Below are 23,986 nucleotides of genomic sequence, written 5' to 3' on the forward strand. Positions count from 1 at the left end.
CGGGACCGAGTGGGTGGTCGAGCGCGCTCGCCGGCGAAGCCGTCGGGACGTTCGCTGCGATCGCCCTGGCCTTCGGGTGGACGACGGTGGGCCCGGCCCTGGTGTCGGTGGCATCCACGGCACGCCGCGGGCGGATCTACCGGGAGGCTCTCGTCGTCCGCACCCTCACGGCGCTGATCGCCCTCCCGCTCACCGCTGTGATCAGCGCCTCGCTCGCCTCCGGGCAGTACGCGCTGCTCGCGGTGCTGATGGGGGTGCAGGGAGCGCTCATCTCGATGTCGTACACGTGGTTCGCCGTGGGTCTCGGCGACCCGTGGTCCATCGCTCTCTACGACGCCGTGCCTCGGGTGATCGCGGCCGTCTGCGTCGCGGCGGCGATCGGCATCCTGGGTGCTCCGGTGGAGTTGTACCCGCTCTCCGGCATCGCCGTGACGGTGATCGGCACGACGCTGTACACCCTGCGGATCCTCCGCCGATTCCCCGCGGCGTGGCCCGCGTGGCGCGAGGTACCGGGCCTGTTCCGGATCACCGCGCCCGTCGCGGTGAACGAGGGCGCTCTCGGACTCTATTCGTCCGTCCCGGTACCGCTGGTCCAGGTCGCCGCGCCCGCCGCAGCGGCCGGATACGCGTCCGGGGACAAGATGCTCAAGCTGGGGCAGTTCCTCCCGATCACGCTCGCGAACGCCCTCCAGTACTGGACGGCCGAGGTGAGCGGTGACGCGCGCGCGCATCGGCTGCGGCGCGCTCTCGGCCTGCACATCGCGATGGGGTTGCTCGGCTGGGCCGCACTCGGATCCCTGGGCTCGTTCGTCAGTCTCGTCCTGTTCGGCGAGAGCACGGTCGCGCCGGTCGGCGTGGTCGTCGTCCTCGGTTTCGCGTTCGCGTGCTACTCGACCCGGATGTCGATGATCCGACACTTCCTGTTCCCGGCGCACGCCGCCACGACGGTGATGGTGGCCACCCTCGTCGCCAGCGCCGTCGGCCTTCCGCTCATGGTCGTCCTCACGTACGGCATCGGTCCGGTCGGAACCGCGATCGGCTACGCGGCGACCGAGTTCATCGCGACCCTCTGGATGATCCGCCGCACCCGGAGCGCGTACCGCGAACTCATCACGGCACCGGCCGCAGCGGACGTCCCCATCCGAGGCTTCATCGACCCCGACGATAGGATCGTTCCGTGACGCGCGTACTTGTCGATCTGCTGTACTTCACGGGCAAGCAGGGCGGCACCGAGACCGTGGCGCGTCAGGTCTACTCGCGGCTCGCGGACCGCCCCGGGTGGGAGTTCGTCGGCTACGCCAGCAGCGAGCTCGTCGCCGCCGGCGCGGACTGGTTCCCCGGGCGCCTCATCGACTCGGGACTCCACTGCGACAAGCGTCCGCAGTGGGCGTGGGGAGAGCTGTTCGGGGTCTCCCGGGCGGCGCGGTCGGTCGGGGCCGACGTCATCCACTCCCCGGCGAACTTCGGCCCGCCGCGCCCCGGCGCACCTCTCGTCCTCACTCTCCACGACATGCTGGCCTTCAAGCGCCCGGAGTTCCTGCCCAGCAAGGCCGGGGTCCTTCCCACGAAGCTCCTGATCTCGGGGGCCGCCCGCGCCGCGTCCCACATCGTCACCGACTCCGAGGCCGCGCGATCCGACATCCTCGAGATCACCGGACGGGATGCCGCGGACGTCACCGTCGTCTTCCCGGGCGGATCGGGGGTCCGTCGTGACGTGGAAGAGCAGCCGCGTTCGGGGCTGTTCAGCCTCGGCAACCGGATGCCGCACAAGAACTTCCCTCGTCTCCTCGAGGCGCTCGCCCTCATCCCCGAGCCCACTCGCCCGATCCTGACGATCTCTGGCAGCCATGGCGACGACCCGCTGCGCGCGGTGGCGGCCGACCTCGGCATCGAGAAGTGGGTGGATCTTCGCGGCTGGCTCACCCAGGAAGAGGTCGAGACGCTCTACCGGACGTCGGCAGCGGTGGTGTTCCCCACGCTCTTCGAGGGCTTCGGGCTGCCCGTCCTGGAGGGCATGGAGCGCGGGTGTCCCGTCATCTGCTCGGACATCCCGGTGCTCCGCGAGGTGGGTGGCGACGCCGTGCGCTACTTCGACCCGCTCGACCCGAGCGACATCGCCCGCCAGATCGAGACGACCCTCGTAGACCCTGCGGCTCGCGCGACGATGGTGCAGGACGGCCGCGAGCGCGCCGGACTGTTCACATGGGATGCCACGGCCGAAGGCATGCTCGAGGCGTTCGAGCGCGTCGTCCGCTGAGGTCGGGCGAAGTCAGGCGGCGCGATTCTCGCGCGCGGCCCGGCGCACCCGTGCGAGCCGCTGCCCGATGGTGAGAAGCAGAACGGCGCAGAGCACGGCCCCGAGGACACCGAAGCCGATCAGCGCGGGACCCATGGCGGGGAGGAAGGCGAAGAACACGGCCGCCTGAACCCCCACCGCGATGACGAGCACCACCGCCGCCGCTCGCGAGGCGTCCGAGATCAACTGGATCAGAAGTCCTTGGAGGACGATCCAGGGCACATACGCGATCGCGACCGGCAGCAGCAGCGACTTCGCCTCCGCGTACGCAGACCCGTACAGGACATCGATGAGGGGGCCGCCGATGAGGAGGAACACGACGACCACCGCCACGGCGGCCGCGGCGGAGGCCAGAAGCGAAACCAGGACCCCCAGACGGGTCAGGTCCGCCTCGCCGCGGTTGCGCGCGAAACGCGGCAGGAGATACAGCGACAGCGTCGACGGAAGAATGAACGACGACTTCACCAGCACTGCGACGGACGCGTAGGCACCGGCGAAATCGGGGGGTGTGAGCATCCGCATGAAGAAGACGTCGGAACTGGTGAGCCAGGCCAACGCGACGGTGATGACCATGATCGTCACGCCGTCCGCGGTGAAGATCGATCGCGACGGCGCCGGGGCTCGACGTGCGGACACGGCTGCGCCGATCACGGCCAGACCCGTCCCGGCGACGACCGCGCCCGCAGCTCCACCCACCCCTGCGCCGAGTACGAGAGCCGGGACCGCCAGCACGACCCGGAAGACGAGCGAGGCAGTGGACCATCCGACGGTCGCGGCAGCCCGGCCCGTTCCCTGGATACGTCCCAGGTAGGCGGCGAAGAGGAAGCTCAGCGGGACGGTGACGGCAGCCGTGAGGACGATGGCGGTGTTGGCATCCAGAGCACTCGCCAGCAGCGGCGAGAGGACCGACACGAGCACACCGCCCGCGAGTCCGACCACCACCGCGTCGAGGGGCAGACGGAACCGCGACGGAGCGGCACGAACGGCGCCGAGACGAGCGGTCTCCACGGCGACGGAGTTCTGCAGCGCGGAGCTCCCGATCGCGGCGACGTTGACGATGGACCAGAACGCCGCGAGGAGGCTGAAATCGGCCGCCCCCAGGAACCGGGCGGTGACGACGTGGAATGCGAACGCCGCGATCGCGCCTACCGCGCTGGCCACTCCCACCGCGGCGAGCGCGACCGCGTGCGCGCGGACGTGTCCGCCACGACCGGCCGCAGGCGTCATGCGTCCACCGGCGCGATACCGGTGGCGTCGGAGGAACGGCGCTCTCGCGCAGGGGGCCAGGCGACGGTGAGAAGGATCGCGATGGCCGCGGCGAACGCGAGCGTGCCGAACACCCAGACGCCCATCGGCGAGATGGGCGCGTTCCACCACCACTCGATGTCACGGTCGAGGTTGATACCGACACGGTCGAGACCGGTCACGTATCGGCGCAGATTCACGTGGAGCGCGACGCTGTTGGCAACGATCAGGCCGACGCCGACCACGATCAGCTGCGCACGTCCGAGACCCAGCGATGCTCCCCGGAAGCCGACGAGGACGACCCCCGCGAACATGATCACAAGCGGGAAGCCGTACCGCGGCTGCACGCCGTTTCCGACGACGACACCGTCGTGCATGAGGAGGAAGAGAGGAACAGCGATGACTCCTGCTCCGACGGCGGCGACGGCCAGCCACTTGCGCCACGACCCGACGCGCAGACCCCAGAAGACGACTCCCCCGAAGATCAGCATCGTCGTCACCCAGACGATCCCGGGCATGTAGGTGTCCAACCACCCGAGCCCCCACGTTCCCGTGAAGCCGGTGATCAGCTGCGGCAGTTGCTTGACGTTGATGAAGAGCAGCTCGCTGAAGGTGTAGGTCTGGTTCTTCACGACCGTCGCGCCGCCGACCACCGCCGACTGCCCCGCGCTGAGGAACAGCGCGGCCGAGACGAGGACCAGCGCGACCGGAAGGAGCGACTCGAGAGCGAATCGCCGGTCGCGGCGGAAGGACAGCGCGGCACCGACGAAGAGCGCGAGCATCGCGTAGGCCGCAGCGTCACCGCGGGATCCCGCACCGACGACGACGAGCAGGACCGTCAGAACGGCGAGCGCGACCTTGCGCCATCCTCGTTGCTGGAAGTACCCCCAGGTCGCCGCCCACAGCGCGGACGCGGAGATGACGGCCCACGAACTCGGATTGACGCTGGCGACGAGGAACACTCCGAGCGGGACCGCCGTGATCAGGGCCCCCCAGATCAACGGCGCCCGCCCGGACCGCGGGAGCAGGAAGAACACGACCGCGATCAGCCCCACGTAGAGAAGGGCGTTCACAGAACGGATGAGGACGATGGATGCCGAGAGGTCGTCGCCGGCGAACAGGTGCATCGTCGCGTAGTAGACCGGCGGGTAGGCCTCGCCGTTCCAGTTGCCCCGTGTGCTGACGCGCGTTCCGGTCTCGTCGCGGGGGCAGGACGCCGCGGCGGTGGAATCGAACGCGAAGCAGCTCGCCGCGTCGAGCACGTCGGCGTGCAGCGTGCGCTCCTCCGACTGAGGAGTGGAGGAGCAGAGGTCCGTCGGGGCGGTCGTCGCGCACCAGATGGATGCCATGTGGTAATCGTCGTCCGGGCTGGAACCGGGAGGAGACGAGACCGCCCACGCCATCAACGCCAGGAGCACAGCGGCGATGATCGCCGCCGGTCGAAGTCGTCGGACGGCGGATGGGAATCTCATCGGGCGCGGGCCCCTTCGTAGGATCAGCTGACGTCGACAGCGGCAAGAGGCTCTGCTTCGCCACGGACTAGGCTTGTCGGGTGTCCCGCAGCCCCGCTCCATGCTATCCGGCGCCGAGATCGCCCCATGCCGTGACGGCCGGGGCGCGCCGTCGGCCGGAGCTGCGATGAGCGCGTCGCCGATGCCGGTTCTGAGCGTGGTGATTCCCGCCTACAACTCGGCTCCATGGATCCCTTCGACCGTTGCCGCCCTGTCGGAGGCGGTGCATCGCGCGGGGCTCGACGTGGAGCTGATCGTGGTCGACGACGGCTCGACCGACGACACCGCCGGGGCCGCCCGCTCGGCCACCGCGACCTTCCCCGGCCGCTCGGAGGTGATCACGCAGCCGAACGCCGGCCGCTTCGCCGCACGGCGTCGGGGCCTCGAGTCCGCGAGGGCAGAGATGGTCCTCCTGCTGGACTCGAGAGTCCTCATCGGGCCCGACAGTCTCCGCGACGTCTGGCCCCAGGTCGTGAACGACGACCTCCGCGTGTGGAACGGCCACATCGTCACCGATCCGTCCACGCCGCTCGTCGGGCTCTTCTGGGAAGTGCCGACCCACTTGTTCTGGTCGCATTACCTCGCCGACCCTCGCCCCATGGTCCTGACCCCGGAGAACTTCGATCGGGCGCCGAAGGGGACGACGATGTTCCTGGCCCCGCGGACGGTGCTGGAGGAGGCGTTCCGTTTCGCCGCTCCGACAGTCGAATCCCCTCTCGTGTCCGACGACACCAAGGTGCTCCGGTGGATCGCCGGGCACGGCGGCATCCGGCTCGACCCCGTATTCCGGGCGACCTATCGCCCCCGCACGACCGTGCGGGGCTTCCTCGCGCACTCCTTCGACCGCGGGACGCTGTTCGTCGACTCGTACGCCGGGACGACCCCCCTGCGGTCGGTCGTTCTCCTTCTCCTCGCCGTCGCCCCCGTCGCCCTCGGCGCGATCTTCCTCTCGGCGGTCCTCGGCGGACGCGCGCGGCGCCTCCTCCCGATCGGCGGCTTGCTCGCCGCCGCCGTCGCCGCCGTGAGCGGAACCGCCGCGTCTCGGCGGTGTCCGCCCCGGTCGATCCGAGCCTTCCTGACATACCTGCTGCCGTTCGCGGCGCCGTTCTGGGCGGGGATCGTCCGCGGCATCGGAATCCATCGCGCCGCTTTCCTCTCGCGCGCACCGAAGGAGCACACGCCATGATCGTCTTCATCTACGGCACGACCGCAGAAGCCATCAAGCTCGCCCCGATCATGCGCCGACTCGACGAACGCGGGGTGGCGTACCAGCAGTGGGTGACGTTCCAGCACACCGACGCCCTGCGGGCCGCCATGCCCGAACTGGGCCTGCGGGCTCCCGATCGGGTCATCGCCGACGGGTGGCGGGGTCGTCCGCTCAAGCGCCCCATCCAGATGGTCGGCTGGATGGCGACGGTGGGCGGGTGGGCGATCCGCCACTTGGGCGCTCTTCGCCGCGCTCCCCGCGGGGGCGTCGTGATCGTCCACGGCGACACGATGACGACGGTGCTCGGGACGTTCATCGGCCGTCTTGCCGGCGTCCCCGTCGCGCACGTCGAGGCCGGCTTGCGGTCCGGCGACTGGCGGCATCCCTTCCCCGAGGAGTTGGACCGGCGCATCGTCGGTCGCCTCGCCGCCATCCACTACGCCCCCACGCCCGAGACTGCAGCCAACCTCGCCGGGCGGTCGAACGTCATCGTGACCCAGGGCAACACCGTGAAGGATGCCGTCCGCGACAGCGCCGCGCGCGGGCTCCGCACCGACGCGTCGTCATCCCCTTACGGACTCGTGCTGCTGCACCGGTTCGAGTTCATCTCGAACCCCCAACTCGTCGTCGACACGCTGCGAACCCTGAACGATCACACCCCCGTCGACCTCAGGGTCGTCGTCGACTCCTACTCCCGCGACGCGATCGAACGCGTCATCGGCGAACACGGGCTGTCGCGGTTGACCCCGACCGCCAAGCAGGAGCACGCGGCCTTCGTCGCCAGCTTGCAGGGCGCGCAGCTCGTCGTCACCGACTCGGGCGGTGTGCAGGAGGAGGCGGCCGTGTTCGGCATCCCGACGCTCATCCACCGCATGGCCACCGAACGCTCGGAAGGACTCGGCACCAGCGCTCTGTTGTCCCACTGGGACCAGGACGTCGTCCGTCGATTCCTCGCCGATGCCGACACCCGGCGGGCTGCGGCCGACGCGGAGTCCGCCTCACCCTCCGACATCATCGTCGAAGACCTCATCGCCCGCGGGTTCGCCGGAACCGTCTGAGCGTCGGGTCCGCGAACACCGACTCAGTCGGAACGGTCGCCGGAGTTGTTCGCTCGCAGGTCGTCGACCTCGGCGCGGAGGATCGCGACCTCTTCGGCGACGCGACGAATCTCCTCCTCGGCGCGCGAGAGCTCCCACGACAGGTGGAGCGTCACTCCGGTCAGCAAGGCGACCGCGAGCGCGAAGAAGAGGTTCGCGGGAACGAGCACACCCAGCAGCCCGGCAAGCCCGCTGAGGAGGTCGGGGAAGAACGCGAGGACGAGCATCGCCGCTCCGATGAGCAGCCACATGACGGCGTACTTCTCTCGCAGATGGCGACGCATGAGCAGCACGACGATGATCGCGAGGATCACGAGTGCGAACGCGATGCCGACCGGAACGATCATGCGTGGGGCCTCCGACGCAGGGCGCCTCGCATGAGCGCGAGCGAGATGGCGAACACGGAGCGCACGAGATACACCGTCGACCCCAGGACGTTCTGACTCGGCTTACCGTGCATGCGCGGCCGCATCGCCACCGGGACCTGCGTCACCGTGAGACCGGAGTGCAGAGCCTCCACGAGAGAGTCGAGGGTGTCGCCGAGGTATTCGGCCGGGTAGTAACGCACGTACTGCTCGATAGCGCGGCGGTTCGCGGCGCGGAACCCGCTCGTGACATCGGTCAGCCGGACGCCGGAAACCCGCGAGACGATGGCAGCGAGGAACACCATCGCCCATCGTCGTGGGCCGCTCACCTGATAGTCGCCGACGTCCGCGAACCGGGCACCGATCGAGATGTCCGCCCGCTCGAGCCCGTCCAGGACCAGCCGGATGTGCTCGGGGTTGTGCTGGCCGTCGGCATCCACCTGAATCGCCCGAGAGTATCCCCGGCGCGCGGCGAACGTGAAGCCCGTCCGCATCGCGCCTCCGACCCCGAGGTTGAAGGGCAGCACGAGGACTTCCGCACCGGCGGATCGGGCAGCCTCGCTCGTCCCGTCCCAGGACCCGTCGTCGATCACGATGACGTCGTACCGGTCGTCCGCGGCTCGGATCTCACGAACGGTGTGGCCGACATTACGGACCTCGTTCCACGCCGGCACGAGCACGGCGACGCGATCACCCAGGTCCGTCATAACCAGGCAAGTCTACTGCCCCGCCTGTGACTCCTGCGGCAGCGGCGACGGGGGCGGTTCGGGAAGTTCCTATACTTGACGGGTGCGGAGACGAGCCCGAGCGATCCTGCGTCGGGCGCGGTCGTCGTCGCTCCTGGCACCCCTGGTCGTGGCGGCCGATCGATGGTGGTGGGCGCGCACGATCCGCCGTGCGGACGTCGTCGACCTCGAGTTCGTCGTCGCCCAGGGTGGTCCTCCCACCGTGCGCCGCGCCGTCCGCGCCTATGTGCGGGGCGGCTTCCGATCCGGACTCGCGCTGAACCCGTTGTTCATGGAGCGACTGGTGTCATCGCAGCTCCCGGACGCCGGGCGCGTGCCAGCGCTCTACGCATATCTGGCGAACGACGTGCGTCGGGTCGAGGCGAGCGTGGTGTGGGACGCGCCCGCCTACGCGACCCGCAACCCCGATTCCCTCGACGATCGCGGGAGCGTGCTGGGGCACGCGTGGCGACGCGCTCGACGGGAGGGCGTCCTCGAAGTCTCCGACCGCGAGCGGACATCATGGGACGTTCTGCATACGTCCGCATGCGCGGCGGTGGCAGGAGCTCGGGGGGTCATTCCCCACGTCCTCGACGCCCCCGCGGCCGTCGTGGCCCGTTTCGCCGGTGACGAGGGGCTCCCGGCCACCCCTCTCCGCGAGACGAGGGACGCCGCCGATCGAATCGGCGCCGCACTGGTGCTGGCGCTCGCCGGTTCGGGGAGCGAAGTGGCCGCCGCCGGGGCCCAGATCGCCGCGACCCGGCCGAACACCCTCCTGGTCCGGGACACCGACGACGTGGCGAGCCGCGTGGCGGCGACCCTCCCGGCGGACGCGATCGTCGTCGTGCGAGGCCCGCACGCCGAGATCTCCGCCGACGATCTCCTCGTGCTCGCACGGTCCGCCTCGGACGGCCCGGTCGCCCCGCTCTGGCTCGGATGGGATGGATCGGTGGCCTCCGCCGGCACGGGTGTGCGAAACGGACGTTTCGTACCGTCTTCTCGCCGGATTCCCCCGAGAGGACGCGATGGCGCTCGGGCCCGTCGTCCTCTCCGCGGAGGTGGATGGCACGACCTACGCCCGCCCCGTGGCGCCTTCGGACCGAGCGGCTCGTACGCTGACGGACACGGTCGTGCGGGCCCCGGCTCTCCCGTCCGCGTCGTCGAGGACCGTCGCGGGCCCCGACACGGACATCGCCGAGCTCGTGGCACCTCTCGGCTGGGTGGTCGAGGGCTGGACCTCCGCCGGTCCACGCTTCCGACGTCTGGCCCGTGAGACCGCCCTCCCGGGAGGACGACGCCTCCCCTCGCTTCGATGGGCGATCAAGATCGCCGCGCCCCCCGGACGTCCCGGCGAGGCCTGGGGCGACACCCACTTCGCGCGCGGGATCGCCGACGCGCTGCGCCGACTCGGACAGGAGGTGGTGATCGACGCGTATGCGGCGCGGGATCGCCCGTCCTCCGCGCTCGATGAGGTCGCGCTGGCCCTTCGCGGCCCGGAGCCGCTCCTGCCCCAGCCCGGAGCGGTTTCGTTGCTGTGGGTGATCAGCCATCCGGACGAGCTGGACCGCGATGATGTCGAGGGCTTCGACGCGGTGTTCGCCGCGTCGGAGAGCTGGGCGCGCGCCAAGACGCGCGAGTGGGAGCGCGACGTTCATCCGCTTCTTCAGTGCACGGACACAGAACGATTCCGCCCGCACGGCACCCCCCGGGGCGACCGGTACGTGTTCGTCGGGACGTCGCGGGGAATAGCGCGGCCTTCGGTGGTCGAGCCGATCCGCGCGGGACTCCCCGTCGATGTGTACGGTCCGGATTGGCGCGGCTACATACCGCCCTCGACGATCGTCGCCACACACGTCCCCAACAGCGAACTCCCGCGCTTGTATGAGGGTGCGCGCGCCGTGCTCAACGACCACTGGCCCGCCATGCAGCGCCACGGCTTCGTGTCGAACCGACTGTTCGATGTCGTGGCCGCCGGGGGCCGGGCCGTCAGCGACGAGGTGGAGGGGATCGACGCGCTCTTCTCCGGAGCCGTCGCTACCTATGAGACCGTGCCGGAACTCCTCCAGATGCTGTCGAGCGACCCCGCCGGACTGTTCCCCGACCCGGAGACGCTCGCCCTGATCTCCGAACGGGTGAGGCGCGAACACTCGTTCGACGCCCGCGCCCGAACCTTGCTCGACGCCGCACTCCAGCTCCGCGGCTGACGTCGGGGAATCGCGGTCAGCCCACGGTCACCGCGACGTCGGCGGTCGCCGTGCCCAGCGTGGGCTCGGGGGTCCGGACGCTGAACGTCGCACCGTGCGCGATCCCGTGCACCCCGCCCTCCTCGGGTGCTACGGCGTTCGCATGCACGTGATACGTCCCCTCGCCCAGGTGCAGCGCGCCGACCCGGAAGTCGATCGAGAGCTCTCCGTCGATGGGAGGCAGGGGCGTGTGCAGAAGGTCGGTGTTGGACGCGAACACCATGTGCCCCATCGGGGTGTTGATGCTGAACCCTGCAGCCCAGGGCGTGATCGGCCGCGCAGAGCGCAAGCCGAGTCGGATCGTGAGCGGCTCACCGGAGTCGAACGTGCGGTTTCGTTCGCCATCGACACCGAGGATCTCGACGCTGGCGACATTGATGGGTGCCGCATCGACCGTCTCGCTGACCGTGGCCTCATCGCGGCCCTCGAGAACGTCGCGGAGGACACCGATCGCCTCATCGACGTCGCCGTCGTGCACGACCTCGCCCTTGCGAAGAACGATTCCACGGTCGCAGAGCTCCGCCACCTGCTGAGCCGAGTGGCTGACCAGAATGATCGTGCAGCCCTCCGCGCGGAACCGGGCGATCCGATCCATGCACTTGCGCTGGAACGCCTCATCGCCCACCGCGAGCACCTCGTCGACGAGCAGGATGTCGGGATTCGTGTGGATGGCGACCGAGAAGGCGAGTCGCACGTACATCCCCGAGGAGTAGAACTTCACAGCGGTGTCGATGAAGTCGGCGATCCCGCTGAACTCCACGATGTCTTCGAACCGTGCGTCGACCTCCGCGCGGCTCAGCCCGAGGATCGCGGCATTGAGATAGATGTTCTCGCGCCCGCTCAGATCGGGGTGGAATCCGGCACCGAGCTCGAGGAGGGCTGCCATTCGCCCGCGTGTCTGCACGGTTCCGGAGGTGGGCGAGACGATTCCGCCGATGAGCTTGAGCAGCGTGCTCTTGCCCGAGCCGTTCGCCCCCATGAGGGCGACCGTCGTCCCGGCCTCGATCTCGATGCTGACGTCCTTGACGGCGACGAAATCCTCCCGGTGCGTCTTCCCCTGACGTCCCAGGTGCACGATGCGGTCTTTGAGGCTGTTGTCCTTGCGGACGCGGAAACGCTTGCGCACCTCGTTCAGGCGCACAACCACAGGCCCGGAAACGTCGTCCATCACAGCTCCTGAGCGAAATTTCCTTGGAGGCGGGTGAAGACCCGGTGGGACACGAAGAGAAGCACCAGCCCGACGATCCCGGCAACGAGCATGCGGAGCTCGAGACCCGGAGGATAGTCCTGCGGTGATCCCGCCCCCCAGAACGCCTTGTGGAAGCCGAGGATGGCGAGGGTGAGCGGGTTGGCGAGATACAGCTCGAGAATCCACGAAGGGAGCGAGAACCGCGCGATCACGTCGCTCACCATGCGCCAGGAGTACACGATGGGAGAGGCCCACATCGCGAGCATCAGCACGACCTCGGTGAGGTACTGGATGTCGCGCAAGTAGACGTTGACGGCGCTCAGAAGAAGCCCCACCGCCGTCCCGTACACGAGAGCGAGGGCGAGCGAGGGGAAGAACCACAGCATCTCGACCGGGGCCGGAAGCGCCTGGAAGACCAGAGCGGCGATCACCAGCACGGAGAGCTGGACCAGGAACATGAACCCTGCACCGCCGACGCTGGCGAAGGGGAATATCTCACGAGGGAGATAGATCTTCTTCACCAATCCCGAGTTCATGAGGATCGAGCCGGTCGCACCCGACACGGTGTCGTTGAAGAACTGGTACAGCGTCAGGCCGGCGAACAGGTAGATCGCGAAGTTCGGGATGCCCTCGGCGGCGCGCAGAAACTGACCGAGCACGATGAAATACATCAGGAACTGGATCAGCGGTCGAATGACCGTCCACAAGAACCCGAGGAAGCTGTCACGATACCGCGCCTGCAGGTCCCGCCGGATCAGAAGGAACAGCAGGTCGCGACGAGACACCAGTTCGCGGAGCTTGCCCCCACGTCCGGGGAAGGACATGCCCCGTGCATCGACCGTCGCGAACGGTAGAAGCGCGAGCGCGGCGAATCTCTCTGATTTTTCCAAGCCTGACCATCGTTCTTCGGGAATCATGATTCTAACGGGCGAGACCGACGGATCGCTCTGACGCGCCTCGACGCCCCCTGTGCGTTCAGCGACGGGAACGACGCAGGACCATGTCCCGCATGCGGCGCGGGGCGCTCATCAGTGCACGCAGGCGTTCGAAGCGCGGGACCAGATCCGGTCGGTTGAAGCGCAGGTACATCCAGAAGAAGTCGGTCGCGCGACCCGTGCCCATCCAGCCCGCACGGTGCAGGAAGAGCGTCTTGTCCCGGAGCGACCCGGGCAGGGTCGCGGCCATCTCGTCGACCTTGAACTCCAGCGAGGTGTGGCTCAGCGCGGCGTACTCCGCGGTGAGGACCGTGCGAGTGTGGAAACCGTCCTCGGCCGCCGCGTACGACGGCATCCGTTCGAGCACGTGAGCCAGCCCGCCGTCCTTGTAGGCGTCCTTCCCCCCGAACTCCTCGTAACGCCAATCGCGTTCCGCGAGGATGCGCAGCGCACGCGGCCGCGCCGCGTACATCGAGCCGAAGGGCGCGAGCGGCGAGACGTTGTCGATCGGCACCGCGATCCCCAGCTCCGCGGCGACGCGCTCGAATCGGGGGCGGTTCCCCCACCACGCATGCCCCAGCGTGCCGTGGCCGATGTGGATCATCGGCGGGTAGGCGAGCCCGAGGGACTCATCCCGTTGGAAGAGCGCCACCAGGTTGGCGACGTACCCGGCATCCGGAAGCAGATTGTCGAGCTGCTGCCCCTTGAAATGCTGCCCCACCGCGAACCCCTGCTGGGGAGTGCGCTTCGTGTGGACCTTGACGATGAGGTCGTATTCGTCGCCGAGGATCACGTCGCGGCATCCGATCAGGAAGGCGCTCTGATCGCGTCCGTCGTTCGATGGGAGCACGCGGACCTCCGTGGTCCGCCCGGGGCGGGCTCGGGCCGCGAGGATCTCCTCGATCGCCCGCGCCCGTTCGGCGTCGGGCGTCGTGATGATCATGTCGTAGTCGCAGGGCAACAGGTCCGCACGGTCGACCATCTCATCCGTCATGTCGACGTAGAAGATGTGTGCGATGACGGCGATCCGCAGCGGCCGATCCGCGTCGTAGGACACATCCACGCTGGGCAGGATCTCGAGCAGGCCGAGATCGGCGGTGAGGTCCCGCGGCGGAGCGTTACGTGTCAGATGGCTCCAGATCAGATCGGCGCTGTACCCATAGGATTCGACCTTCTCGAGCAGCCATTTGCCGATCGACGCCTCGTGGTCCATCGTCACGGGCCAGAAGTAGAAGGGCTTCCGCTTGACGATGGGGCATCCGTCGTCGAGCATCTGCGAAGCATTGAAGACCGAGGGGTTCTCGGTGTCGTAACGGTCGTGAGCGAATCCGACGCGATGCGTGAACCCTCGTTCGGCGAAGTGCTCGGTGAAGGTCACCTCGTGCCGCGTGACGGCCTCCGTCCAGTCATCCAGGAGGGGCAGCTCGTCCCAGTACGTTCGCCACGCAGGCGACGTGAACATCCGTTTCCGCACGGCGATCCAGAACGATTGCAGGTGATACGGGATCACCTCGCCGGTCCAGGACGCGCCCTGCTCGACCCGCGGGTGGTCCGTGAGCCCCCAGAAATCGATCTCGGCCTGTTCCATCGACTCGAATACGGGGCCGAAGGGTCGCACCGGGCCGTACCAGGTGTCGTTGGTGAGGATGATCTCGTCGAAGGCGTCGAGTTCCCCCGCGAGGAGATCGAGCCCCGCCTTGTGACCCCAGATGTCCAACCCGACGTTCTCCCGCTGGAGAACGTCATCGGCGACCTCGGCGAGCCTCGCACGGCCCTCTGGAAGAAGTTCGCCGTTGACCACCGCGACGATGCGATCCGCGTGCTGTCGCAGGCTGCGCAGCGCGTGCAGCACGAAGTCCTCGATCCGGCCCCGACGGTCGTAGATCACGTAGACGACGGCCCGGGAGCCGCCATCGGGGAAACGAGACGGGTGCGTCATGTCAACGCCTCCTTCCGGTGAGTCGGCCTTGCAGCCGTCGGGCGACTCTGACGGCGCTCGCGGCCCGCGCCACGACGGCCCAGACCCGGGGGTGCCGGTAGCGGAGCCACATGCGGGTGAAGTCCACGGCGCGGCCGGATCCGACGGGTCCTGCGCGGTGGAGAAGGTTGGTGTAACCGGCGGGATACCCGTACGACGTCATCGCCATGTGGTCCCCGATGTACTCCAGGGAAGCGTGGCTCAGGCCCGCGTGCTCACTGGTGGCGACGGTCCTGCTGACGAAGCCGGCCTCGCCCGCCGCGTACGCGGGCAGCCGCATGCACAGTTCGCCCGCCGCCACGTCGTTCGCCCACCTCACCGAAGAAAGCGCGCGTACCGCCTGCGGCCGTGCCATCCACATCCCACCGATCGGCGCATGCGGGCTGGCCCAGTCGACGGGCACCGTGATCCCCAGCCGATCGAGAACGGTGAGAGCGGCGTCTCGATGCCCCGCCCACCCCTCGCCGAGGGTGGACATGCCGATATGCGGCGTCGGCGGGAAGACGAGACCGAGCGATGGGTCGCGGTCGAACAGGTCCACGATCTGCGCGACGTGGGCCGGGCCGTTCCCCAGCAGGCAGTCGATCTGCTGGCGCCGGAAGTATTCGCGGGCGTTGCGCGTCAACCCCGAGGGCGTACCGGGTGTGCAACGCGAGAACCAGGTCGACGTCGTCCGCGAGGAGCAGGTCGCGACATTCGTCGAACGCCACGACGGTGTCCGCTCCGACGCGAGACCTCGCCGGCCGGATCTCGTAAGGGAGATCCGTCGGCCCAGCCGCATCCCAGATGTCGGTGACCACGTCTTCCGCCACGCCGTCCGAAAGGGTGAGAACGACGCGCTGGAGCGAGCCCACACCGCTCAACCGAGCGACGACGTCCGTCAGCGCGTCGAGGTCTACGACGTGGATGATCGCGAGGATGCGGGCCGCGCGGGTATCCACGGCGGCACGCACCGGAGGGATGACTTCGAGCATGGCACCGGTGGTGTGCAGCCGCTTGGGCGCGCATCGCTGTGCCAGGTCGGACCACATCAACGCGACGGGGTACCCGTGTTCGGCCATCGCCTCCGCGAGTCGGCGACCGATGATCGCGTGCTGGTCGAAGAACAGCGGATAGCCGTCGAAGACGGCGCGAGGGACGGATGGACACCCGTCCTCGATGAGGAGGTCCACGTTGAACATGTCGGCGTGTTCCGCGGGGTAGTCGTCGCTGGAGAATGCCGCCGAGAGGCGGAACCCGTCCGCCGTCAGGACATCGCTGAAGCGGTTCTCGATCTCGCGCACGCGCCAGTCCTGGTCTGGTCGGGCCGGCAGCGATGACCAGAATTGCTTCCACGCCTGGGACTGCCGGACCCGGCGACGCGCGGCGAGCCAGTATGCACTGAGCCGGACGACTCCGTCGCGCCCCTCGGAACGGTCGCCCCGCACGACGTCACGGCGATCGGTGAGCGACCACACATCCACGTAACGGGACTCGAGACGCTGGAGTACCGGACCCAGCGGCGATACGGGCCCGAACCACGCGTCGGAGGTCAGAACGATCTCATCGAAGGCGTCAGCACGGTGACCCCACGCCCGCAGAGCGTGGGCGTACGCCCACAATCCCTGGATCTCCGGCCCGACCGTGACGATCTCGTCGGCGAGCGGAGACACCTGAGCGCGTCCCGTCGCGTCGAGCGGGCCCGCGACCACGAGGACGTGATCCATTTCGGCTCTCAGCCCGGCGAGGGTGTGCAAGGCGGCGCCGCTCATCCGTCCCGATCGGGTCTGCACCGCGTAGGCGACGGCGCGTGTGCCCCCGAGAGGGAATCGCGGCGGCACTCCGGGGTCAGCGGCCACGCGACTGTCCCTGGTCGAGGGCCTTGAGAAGGTACGCACCGTACCCGCTCTTGACCAAAGGCTCCGCCAGTGCGCGCAGCTCGTCGTCCGTGAGGAAGCCCATCCGCCACGCGACCTCTTCGGGGCAGCCGATGGACAGGCCCTGACGCTTCTCGACGGTGCGGATGAAGTCCGTCGCTTCGGCGAGGGAATCGAAGGTGCCCGTGTCCAACCAGGCGGTGCCGCGCGGCAGGAGCTCTACGCGCAGCCGGCCCTGCTCCAGATACGTGCGGTTGACGTCCGTGATCTCGAGCTCACCGCGGGGAGACGGCGTGAGTGCACGGGCGATCTCGATCACGTCGTTGTCGTAGAAGTACAGACCCGGAACGGCGTAGTCGCTCTTGGGGGATGCCGGCTTCTCCTCGAGCGAGACCACGCGCCCGTCGGCGTCGAACTCCACGACACCGTATGCGGTCGGGTCCGCCACGCGGTACCCGAAGACGACGCCGCCATCGAGCTGCGTGTACTGGCGCAGCCGGGTGCCCATGCCCTGCCCGTAGAAGATGTTGTCGCCGAGCACGAGGGCGACCGGTTCGGACCCGATGTGCTCTTCACCGAGGAGGAATGCCTGGGCGAGTCCGTCGGGCGACGGCTGCACCTTGTAGGTGAGGGAGATACCGAAACGCGACCCGTCTCCGAGCAGCCGCTGGAACTGGTCGGAGTCCTGGGGAGTCGTGATGATGAGGATGTCCCGGATGCCTGCCAGGATCAGCGTCGAGAGCGGGTAGTAGATCATCGGCTTGTCGTACACCGGGACGAGCTGTTTGGAGACGCCGAGCGTGATGGGGTGCAGTCGCGACCCGGTTCCGCCCGCGAGGATGATGCCACGCATTCTTCGATTCTCCCCCGACCCACCCGATCCCCGCCAATCCGTCGGCCGCCGTACGTCCCAGGTGAGCCCGGTTAGTCTGGCCGCATGGGTCGTCTTCTTGTCACCGGCGGTGCCGGGTTCATCGGTTCGAATTTCGTGCATCACGTGGTTGCGCACACGGATCATTCGGTGACGGTGGTGGACAAGTTGACCTATGCGGGGAACCGGAAATCCCTGGCGGGGTTGCCGGAGGACCGGGTGCGCTTGGTCGTCGGCGACATCGCGGACGCGGCGGCCGTGGATCCGCTGGTGGCGGAGGCGGACGCGGTGGTGCACTACGCGGCGGAGTCTCACAACGACAACTCGTTGCATGACCCGCGCCCGTTCCTCGATACCAACATCATCGGCACGTACACGCTGCTCGAAGCGGCGCGGAAGCATGATGTGCGGTTCCATCACATCTCCACAGATGAGGTCTACGGGGACCTGGAGCTGGACGACCCGGCCCGGTTCACCGAACGCACCCCGTACAACCCTTCCTCGCCGTATTCGTCGACGAAGGCCGGGTCGGATCTCCTCGTACGAGCCTGGGTGCGGTCGTTCGGGGTGCGCGCGACGATCAGCAACTGTTCGAACAACTACGGCCCCTACCAGCACGTCGAGAAGTTCATCCCCCGTCAGATCACGAACGTGCTCCGCGGCATCCGTCCGAAGCTGTACGGCACGGGCGAGAACGTGCGGGATTGGATCCACGCCGACGACCACTCCTCCGCGGTGCTGACGATCCTCGACAAGGGAGAGATCGGGCAGACCTATCTGATCGGCGCGGACGGGGAGAAGGACAACAAGAGCGTGGTCGAAGCGATCCTGCAGATCATGGGGCACCCCGCCGACGCGTACGACCTGGTCACCGACCGTCCCGGGCACGACCTGCGGTACGCGATCGATTCCACCAAGCTCCGCACCGAGCTCGGCTGGACCCCCACGTACGGCGACTTCGAATCGGGCCTGGCCGCGACCATCGACTGGTACCGGGACAACGAGGCCTGGTGGGCCCCCGCCAAAGACGGCGTGGAAGCGTTCTACGCCAGCAAGGGCCAGTGACCGGCATGGCCACCGCGTTCGGCAAGACCCTTACCACCACCGAAACCCCCATCCCGGGCCTGATCGTCCTGGACCTGCCTGTGCACGGGGATTCCCGCGGCTGGTTCAAAGAGAACTGGCAACGCGAGAAGATGACCGCCACGGGGATCGACCTGCCCGATTTCGGGCCGGTGCAGAACAACATCTCCTTCAACGACGCCGTCGGCACCACCCGCGGCATCCATGCCGAACCCTGGGACAAATACGTCTCCGTCGCCACCGGACGCATCTTCGGCGCCTGGGTCGACCTCCGCGAAGGCGACACCTTCGGCGCCGTCTACACCACCGAGATCGACCCGTCGAAAGCGATCTTCGTGCCCCGCGGCGTCGGCAACTCCTACCAGACCCTCGAACCCGACACCGCCTACACGTACCTCGTCAACGACCACTGGTCCCCCACCGCCACCTACACCTTCCTCAACCTCGCCGACGAAACCGTCGGCATCGACTGGCCCATCCCCCTGGACACCGTCGAAATCAGCGATAAGGACAAGAACCACCCTCGCCTCGTCGACGTCGTCCCCATGCCGCCGAAGAAGATCCTCGTCACCGGCGCGAACGGTCAACTCGGCCGCGCCCTCCGCGCCGAGTTCGGCGACCACCCCTGGATCGAATACGCCACCCGCGGCGACCTGGACCTCACCTCCCCCGACCTCCCCACCGCCCGCCGGTGGCGCGACTACGGGACCATCATCAACGCCGCCGCCTACACCAAGGTCGACACCGCCGAGACACCCGAAGGACGCACCCACGCCTGGGCTGCGAACGTGACCGCCGTCGCGGCACTCGCGCGCATCGCCGCCGACAACGGGATCACCCTCGTCCACGTGTCCAGCGACTACGTCTTCGACGGGACCAAGGAAGGCGCCTACACTCCCGAAGATCCCCTCTGCCCCCTCGGTGTCTACGGGCAGACCAAAGCCGCCGGCGACGCCATCGTCTCCAGCGTTCCCCGTCACTACATCCTCCGCACCAGCTGGGTCATCGGCGACGGCAACAACTTCGTCCGCACCATGGCCTCCCTCGCCGAACGCGGCATCAACCCCCGCGTCGTCAACGACCAAACCGGACGCCTCACTTTCACCACCGACATCGCAACCACCATCCGCACCCTGCTGGAGTCCCGCGCCGCCTACGGCGTCTACAACGTCACCTCCGCGGGTGACCCGGTCTCCTGGTACGACATCGCGCGCGAGGTGTACCGCATGACGGGTCACGACCCGGCACGCGTGACCGGGGTCACCACCGAGGAGTACTTCGCCGACGCGGCGGGACCGGTCGCACCGCGGCCCCGCAACAGCGTCCTCGAACTCGGCGACGGCACCTACGTGTGCGCGCCCCTCGGCCCGGACCGGCTCCGGGAGTACGTGACAGCGTGATCGGTGAGGGCGTCGACGCAGGATCTCCGACGCCCTCCGCGATTCATCCGACCGTGACGGTCTGACAACCCAGGAACGTGTTCGGCCCCTCGACGTCATTGATCGGATAGACGCAGACGGTGTGCGAACCCTTCGCCGCGGGGACGCGCGCGGAGAACCCGTGACGGTCACCCATGCCGGGGAAAGCTGCGGCGATGTCCGCACGCGAAACGTTCGCGAGGATCGCCGTTCCGACCCCGTCCACGTAGACGTGAACCGCGATCGGGTCACTCGTGTCGGGGTCGAGAGCCCACCCGCCGACCGTGACGGCGCCCGCCGTCGCACCGACCGTCTCCAGGTTGCCGATCGGGGGCCGCGAATGGTCGGCCACATCGACCGTCCGGCATCCGAGCGAGCTATTCCCCCCGGCGCCGTTGTTGATCACGTAGACACAGATCGAGGACGTGCCCGCGGGAACGGCGATGCGCTCGGCGAAACCGTGCCGCGATCCGACGAGGGGGTAGGCCGCCCCGACGTCGGGGCGATCCGAATCGGCCGTGTAGGCCGCTCCCTTGCTTCCGACGTAGATATGGACGGACACAGGCGAGGTCGTGTCCAGGTCGAGCGCCCATCCGCTGACGGTGGCCGTCATTCCGCTGACGCTCACGCCCTCGAGCATGCCGATGGGTGCCCGTCCGAGGTCGGGCACAGGGATGGTGATCGTCCGGCATCCCAGAGCGCCGTCACCGCCCTTCCCGTTGTTCACGGCGAAGACGCAGACATCGTGCTTGCCCCCCATCAGGGTGAGGGAGGTCGCAAAGCCGTGATTGGGGCCGAAGGCCGGGTATGCCGCTCCGACGTCGGGACGCGGGAGGTTGGCCGACGAGGACGAGGACGACGACGCGTCCGAGGCCTGGATACGGACCTGGATGGGTAGCGAGGTGTCCGGGTCGATGGCCCACCCACTCGCTGTCACCACCGTGCCTTGGACGGTCACGGCGTCGAGTGCGCCGAAAGGCACGCGCCCCTGATCGACCGGTTGGCCGACGGTCACCGTGCGACAACCGAGCTGGACGTTCCCGCCGAGGCCCGTGTTGATCCCGTACGCGCAGACGGTGCGCGCCCCTGGTGCGGCCGGGAGGACGGCGCCGAATCCGTGCTTCGCTCCGTAGGCGGGGTAGACCCCCGCAACGTCCGTGCGGGACGAGTCCGCCAGCAGCGCTGTGCCCACCCCGTCGACGTACACGTGCACGGCAATCGGCTGCGCGGTGTCGGGATCGATGGCCCAGCCACCGACGGCGACGGCGCCCGCCTGCGCCGTGACCCCCTCGAGATTGCCGAACGGCGAGCCTGCCATGGCCGCGAGACGTTCGCACTTGAGCTGGGAGTCCCGCCCCTGGCCGACGTTGATCCCGATGACGCAGACGGTGTTGTCGCCCTCCTGTGCCGCTGGGACGGTGAGGGAGAAGGCGTGATTTCCACCGAGCGTCGGATACGCCGCGGCGACGTCTGCGCGATAGCCGTCAGCTGTCACGGTGCGTGTCGTCCCCTCCACGCGCACCTGGACGTTGATGGAGGTGGAGGTCTCGGGATCCGCGGTCCATCCCGACACCTGGAAACCGCCCGGTACCCGGGTGACGGCATCGACGGAACCGATCGGCCCGTAGGGGTTCCCCATGTCCCGGGTCGACCCGAACCAGTCCGTGTAGAGACGCCAGAAGTTGCGATTGCCGTACGCCGAGCACGAGTCACCGGTGCCGTAGAGGTTGCTCAAAGCGGCGGCGTTGGGAACGTACGGCGTGTAGATGTAGAGCGCTGCTGTGGCGGCGTTCTCGATGAAGACCCGCTGCGTGCCGCAGTTGTTGTAGGGGTGGTACAGGATGTTGTTCCAGCGCCCCGCCTGATACCCCCACCATGTCGGGTTGAGGCGGTAGACCTCGAACTGCCGGGCGGCGTAGTAGACCTGGTAGAAGAACCCCTGGGTTGCGGGGTCGCACGGCGCGGTGTCCGGACACCCCTGGCCGGTGGCGGCCTTGTACTGGAAGTCCTCGGGCCAGGTCGACGAGACCAGCCGCTGCTCCTTCTCGAGCAGAACGAGCAACGCCTTCTGGCTGATGCCGCAGGAAAGGCCCACCTTGGCGATGATGGTCGAGGCGCTCTCGTTGGCGGCGCCCGCATATCCGTTGCAGTACTTGTCGGCCGGCCGGTCGTCGGTGTTCTGCCGGTAGTCCTTGAGGCAGGTGTAGCCGCTGCGGCAGTTCGGCACCTGCTTCTGCAGGAATGCCTGGATCTCGGACGAACTCAGCGCTGTGCGGTCGAAGAAGTGGGCGTCATCGATGATGTTGCCGGGGTTCCAGTCGGTCGCATCCGCGGCGGATGCGGTCTCCACCGGCGCCACCGTGGCAGGAAGGGCGACGGGCAGCGCGACGAGGAGGGCCGCCGCGCACACCCACCGCCGCGAGCACGGAGAGGGCGGCGCGAGGGCGCGACCGTGCGGTCACGGCGCCGGCTCGACCGTGGAGACGGCCGACTCGGCGCGCGTCGACGGCGATTCGTACCGTACGCGGAACTGCGGGGCGGACGAAGCGTCGTCGACGGCGATCGACATGACTCCGCAATACGTGACGTCCTTGCCTTCGGTGCCGCTCACCGACACCGTGCGGTCTGCGCCCACGAGCTCGAGCGTGCAGGTGCCGTCACCCTCGGAGACCTTCGGGATCATCGCGGTGACCTCGAGACGGCCGTCGATCACATCGGAGGTGACGATGAGGACGTCTCCCGAGAACGGGGTGACCGAGGGCGTCGGCGCCGCGGTCGATGTCGACGATGCGCTCGGCGCAGGCGACGAGGAGACGGATGCCGACGGACTGGGTGTCTCGGTGGACACCGCCCCTCCGACGGGCGTCGCGCAGCCGGCGAGGGCGAGGATCGCGGCGATGCCGACGGGCACGGCCCAGCGGCGACTCCTCTTCGCTGAGGGAGACGTCCGGGGGTGGTTCACGGGGATCACGCCATCATTGTGCGGGTGAAGCGGCGTGATCGGTGGCTGCCACGCCGCGCGCGATCACCCGCGCCCGACGCGACGTCGGAGACGCCGCAGCCGTGACCACACCGGCTGATGCGCGTCGATCTCGCGGCGGAGGTCGTCGCGGATCTCGGCCCGCAAGCGTTCCGCGTGAGCTCGCGCGAGTTCATCGAGACGCTCGACGAGCTGATCCTGGAGGGCCGCGAGATAGAGCGGAAGACCCTCTCCCTCCCGGCGAGTCCATTCCGACAGGGCGCGGTCGCGCACGCGGGCGTCATCGAGGCGGTGGGCTCCGGCGAGCGCGAACATGCTGTTGGCGGCGATCCCCGTGGCATCCGGTCGCTGCGTCCAATAGGCCAGCGGCTCGCCCGGAATGAAGCCGAATCCGGCACGGGCGAGGACGCGGAGGTAGAAGTCCCAGTCCTCTACGGCGTCGAGGGACTCGTCGTACCAGCCCGCCTCCTCGTGCACGGCTGTCCGATAGAGCACGGAGATCGGCACCGCGCGGTTCACACTCAGCATCTCGCTGAGCGAGATGCGCTGCATCCCCGCCCAGAACGGGGCCCGGCCGACCTCGACCCACCGGCCGCCTCGCTCCTCCTCGTAGACGATCTCCGTCGAGACCGAGACCGCGGCATCCGCGGGGTGCGCGTCGAGCCACGCGACCGTGCGCGACAAGAACTCCGGATGCCACCGGTCGTCGTCGTCGTGGAGCACGACGAACTCGGTCCCGGACGCGCGCACCCCGGTGTTCGCGGCGACGCAGCGTCCCCCCGAGCCGGGGGCGATGTGCACGACCTCGACGTCGAAAGGCACGGACGCGACGACAGCGTCGACGTCGGCGGGATCGCCGCCGTCGTTCACGACGACGATGCGACGGTCGGTGAAAGTCTGAGCGGAGATGTCCTGCAGGGCGCGGCGGAGGAACTCCGGCCGGCGATGCGTGCGGACCACGACCCCGACGCGCGCACTCATGACTCG

19 protein-coding genes and 1 pseudogene are annotated in these 23,986 nt (G+C 68.5%); 7 read left to right on the top strand and 13 right to left on the bottom strand.

Features of this window, described 5'->3' with window-relative positions:
- The first annotated feature begins 86 nt into the window (after nucleotides 1-86).
- Both RKD05_RS01395 and RKD05_RS01400 read left to right on the top strand, forming a co-directional pair.
- On the top strand, nucleotides 87-1,181 hold the full coding sequence (locus tag RKD05_RS01395) for a hypothetical protein (protein WP_424707560.1): 1,095 nt from the start codon (nucleotides 87-89) through the stop codon (nucleotides 1,179-1,181).
- Nucleotides 1,178-2,257 carry a glycosyltransferase family 4 protein gene (locus RKD05_RS01400; protein ID WP_424707561.1) on the top strand — a complete coding sequence of 360 codons (1,080 nt, stop codon included), beginning with the start codon at nucleotides 1,178-1,180 and terminating at the stop codon, nucleotides 2,255-2,257. The genes RKD05_RS01395 and RKD05_RS01400 overlap by 4 nt, the downstream gene beginning before the upstream one ends.
- A gap of 12 nt (nucleotides 2,258-2,269) precedes the next feature.
- On the opposite strand, the gene RKD05_RS01405 is transcribed toward RKD05_RS01400, so the two are convergent.
- Both RKD05_RS01405 and RKD05_RS01410 read right to left on the bottom strand, forming a co-directional pair.
- The gene (locus tag RKD05_RS01405) at nucleotides 2,270-3,523 is read right to left on the bottom strand and encodes a lipopolysaccharide biosynthesis protein (RefSeq protein ID WP_424707562.1); all 1,254 of its coding nucleotides are present in this window, start codon (nucleotides 3,521-3,523) and stop codon (nucleotides 2,270-2,272) included.
- Nucleotides 3,520-5,115 carry a DUF2142 domain-containing protein gene (locus RKD05_RS01410; RefSeq protein WP_424707563.1) on the bottom strand — a complete coding sequence of 532 codons (1,596 nt, stop codon included), beginning with the start codon at nucleotides 5,113-5,115 and terminating at the stop codon, nucleotides 3,520-3,522. Before RKD05_RS01410 ends, RKD05_RS01405 begins: the two co-directional genes overlap by 4 nt.
- 64 nt (nucleotides 5,116-5,179) lie before the next feature.
- On the opposite strand from RKD05_RS01410, the gene RKD05_RS01415 reads away from it, so the two are divergent.
- On the top strand, nucleotides 5,180-6,238 hold the full coding sequence (locus RKD05_RS01415) for a glycosyltransferase family 2 protein (RefSeq protein WP_424707564.1): 1,059 nt from the start codon (nucleotides 5,180-5,182) through the stop codon (nucleotides 6,236-6,238).
- Nucleotides 6,235-7,317 carry a UDP-N-acetylglucosamine 2-epimerase gene (locus RKD05_RS01420; protein WP_424707565.1) on the top strand — a complete coding sequence of 361 codons (1,083 nt, stop codon included), beginning with the start codon at nucleotides 6,235-6,237 and terminating at the stop codon, nucleotides 7,315-7,317. The genes RKD05_RS01415 and RKD05_RS01420 overlap by 4 nt, the downstream gene beginning before the upstream one ends.
- 23 nt (nucleotides 7,318-7,340) lie before the next feature.
- On the opposite strand, the gene RKD05_RS01425 is transcribed toward RKD05_RS01420, so the two are convergent.
- Nucleotides 7,341-7,703: a DUF2304 domain-containing protein gene (locus tag RKD05_RS01425; protein ID WP_424707566.1), complete on the bottom strand. Its 363-nt coding sequence runs from the start codon at nucleotides 7,701-7,703 to the stop codon at nucleotides 7,341-7,343.
- The gene (locus tag RKD05_RS01430) at nucleotides 7,700-8,428 is read right to left on the bottom strand and encodes a glycosyltransferase family 2 protein (RefSeq protein WP_424707568.1); all 729 of its coding nucleotides are present in this window, start codon (nucleotides 8,426-8,428) and stop codon (nucleotides 7,700-7,702) included. Before RKD05_RS01430 ends, RKD05_RS01425 begins: the two co-directional genes overlap by 4 nt.
- Nucleotides 8,429-9,471: 1,043 nt before the next feature.
- Here RKD05_RS01430 and RKD05_RS01435 point away from each other — a divergent pair.
- Nucleotides 9,472-10,650, top strand: a complete 1,179-nt coding sequence (locus RKD05_RS01435) for a CgeB family protein (RefSeq protein WP_424707570.1) — start codon at nucleotides 9,472-9,474, stop codon at nucleotides 10,648-10,650.
- A 16-nt stretch (nucleotides 10,651-10,666) separates the two neighbouring features.
- Here RKD05_RS01435 and RKD05_RS01440 read toward each other — a convergent pair whose 3' ends face one another.
- The 6 genes and pseudogenes from RKD05_RS01440 to rfbA all read right to left on the bottom strand — a co-directional run bounded on the left by RKD05_RS01440 (nucleotide 10,667) and on the right by rfbA (nucleotide 17,500).
- On the bottom strand, nucleotides 10,667-11,857 hold the full coding sequence (locus RKD05_RS01440; RefSeq protein WP_424707572.1) for an ABC transporter ATP-binding protein: 1,191 nt from the start codon (nucleotides 11,855-11,857) through the stop codon (nucleotides 10,667-10,669).
- A complete protein-coding gene (locus RKD05_RS01445; RefSeq protein WP_424707573.1) occupies nucleotides 11,857-12,702 on the bottom strand; it encodes an ABC transporter permease in 846 nt (281 codons plus the stop codon). The genes RKD05_RS01440 and RKD05_RS01445 overlap by 1 nt, the downstream gene beginning before the upstream one ends.
- Before the next feature lie 151 nt (nucleotides 12,703-12,853).
- On the bottom strand, nucleotides 12,854-14,752 hold the full coding sequence (locus RKD05_RS01450) for a rhamnan synthesis F family protein (RefSeq protein ID WP_424707575.1): 1,899 nt from the start codon (nucleotides 14,750-14,752) through the stop codon (nucleotides 12,854-12,856).
- A 1-nt stretch (nucleotide 14,753) separates the two neighbouring features.
- Nucleotides 14,754-15,416: a rhamnan synthesis F family protein gene (locus RKD05_RS01455; protein WP_424707576.1), complete on the bottom strand. Its 663-nt coding sequence runs from the start codon at nucleotides 15,414-15,416 to the stop codon at nucleotides 14,754-14,756.
- Nucleotides 15,417-15,486: 70 nt separating this feature from the next.
- Nucleotides 15,487-16,542: pseudogene (locus tag RKD05_RS01460) on the bottom strand (rhamnan synthesis F family protein); the annotation flags it as partial.
- Nucleotides 16,543-16,618: 76 nt separating this feature from the next.
- A complete protein-coding gene (gene rfbA, locus RKD05_RS01465; protein ID WP_077050445.1) occupies nucleotides 16,619-17,500 on the bottom strand; it encodes a glucose-1-phosphate thymidylyltransferase RfbA in 882 nt (293 codons plus the stop codon).
- Nucleotides 17,501-17,584: 84 nt separating this feature from the next.
- Here rfbA and rfbB point away from each other — a divergent pair, with 84 nt between their 5' ends.
- Both rfbB and RKD05_RS01475 read left to right on the top strand, forming a co-directional pair.
- Nucleotides 17,585-18,583, top strand: a complete 999-nt coding sequence (gene rfbB / locus RKD05_RS01470; protein WP_424707577.1) for a dTDP-glucose 4,6-dehydratase — start codon at nucleotides 17,585-17,587, stop codon at nucleotides 18,581-18,583.
- 5 nt (nucleotides 18,584-18,588) lie between these two features.
- A complete protein-coding gene (locus RKD05_RS01475) occupies nucleotides 18,589-20,001 on the top strand; it encodes a sugar nucleotide-binding protein (protein ID WP_424711759.1) in 1,413 nt (470 codons plus the stop codon).
- 43 nt (nucleotides 20,002-20,044) lie between these two features.
- Here RKD05_RS01475 and RKD05_RS01480 read toward each other — a convergent pair whose 3' ends face one another.
- From RKD05_RS01480 to RKD05_RS01490, 3 genes are all read right to left on the bottom strand, one after another.
- Nucleotides 20,045-22,369, bottom strand: coding sequence for a hypothetical protein (locus RKD05_RS01480; protein WP_424707578.1), 2,325 nt, complete (start codon nucleotides 22,367-22,369; stop codon nucleotides 20,045-20,047).
- A gap of 108 nt (nucleotides 22,370-22,477) precedes the next feature.
- Nucleotides 22,478-22,990 (bottom strand): hypothetical protein, encoded by a 513-nt coding sequence (locus RKD05_RS01485; RefSeq protein ID WP_424707579.1) that lies wholly within the window; start codon nucleotides 22,988-22,990, stop codon nucleotides 22,478-22,480.
- Nucleotides 22,991-23,044: 54 nt separating this feature from the next.
- Nucleotides 23,045-23,980 (bottom strand): glycosyltransferase family 2 protein, encoded by a 936-nt coding sequence (locus RKD05_RS01490; protein WP_424707581.1) that lies wholly within the window; start codon nucleotides 23,978-23,980, stop codon nucleotides 23,045-23,047.
- Between the last annotated feature and the right edge of the window lie 6 nt (nucleotides 23,981-23,986).

The sequence above is a fragment of the Microbacterium sp. SLBN-111 genome, from assembly GCF_049739645.1.
In the GTDB taxonomy this organism is placed as follows: Bacteria; Actinomycetota; Actinomycetes; order Actinomycetales; family Microbacteriaceae; genus Microbacterium.

Coding starts and splice junctions, on each gene's coding strand:
- RKD05_RS01475 (WP_424711759.1), top strand. CDS start 18,589: ATGGCCACCGCGTTCGGCAAGACCCTTACCACCACCGAAACCCCCATC.
- RKD05_RS01425 (WP_424707566.1), bottom strand. CDS start 7,703: ATGATCGTTCCGGTCGGCATCGCGTTCGCACTCGTGATCCTCGCGATC.
- RKD05_RS01430 (WP_424707568.1), bottom strand. CDS start 8,428: ATGACGGACCTGGGTGATCGCGTCGCCGTGCTCGTGCCGGCGTGGAAC.
- RKD05_RS01445 (WP_424707573.1), bottom strand. CDS start 12,702: ATGTCCTTCCCCGGACGTGGGGGCAAGCTCCGCGAACTGGTGTCTCGT.
- rfbB (WP_424707577.1), top strand. CDS start 17,585: ATGGGTCGTCTTCTTGTCACCGGCGGTGCCGGGTTCATCGGTTCGAAT.
- RKD05_RS01420 (WP_424707565.1), top strand. CDS start 6,235: ATGATCGTCTTCATCTACGGCACGACCGCAGAAGCCATCAAGCTCGCC.
- RKD05_RS01410 (WP_424707563.1), bottom strand. CDS start 5,115: ATGGAGCGGGGCTGCGGGACACCCGACAAGCCTAGTCCGTGGCGAAGC.
- RKD05_RS01405 (WP_424707562.1), bottom strand. CDS start 3,523: ATGACGCCTGCGGCCGGTCGTGGCGGACACGTCCGCGCGCACGCGGTC.
- RKD05_RS01415 (WP_424707564.1), top strand. CDS start 5,180: ATGAGCGCGTCGCCGATGCCGGTTCTGAGCGTGGTGATTCCCGCCTAC.
- RKD05_RS01440 (WP_424707572.1), bottom strand. CDS start 11,857: ATGGACGACGTTTCCGGGCCTGTGGTTGTGCGCCTGAACGAGGTGCGC.
- RKD05_RS01435 (WP_424707570.1), top strand. CDS start 9,472: ATGGCGCTCGGGCCCGTCGTCCTCTCCGCGGAGGTGGATGGCACGACC.
- rfbA (WP_077050445.1), bottom strand. CDS start 17,500: ATGCGTGGCATCATCCTCGCGGGCGGAACCGGGTCGCGACTGCACCCC.
- RKD05_RS01450 (WP_424707575.1), bottom strand. CDS start 14,752: ATGACGCACCCGTCTCGTTTCCCCGATGGCGGCTCCCGGGCCGTCGTC.
- RKD05_RS01490 (WP_424707581.1), bottom strand. CDS start 23,980: ATGAGTGCGCGCGTCGGGGTCGTGGTCCGCACGCATCGCCGGCCGGAG.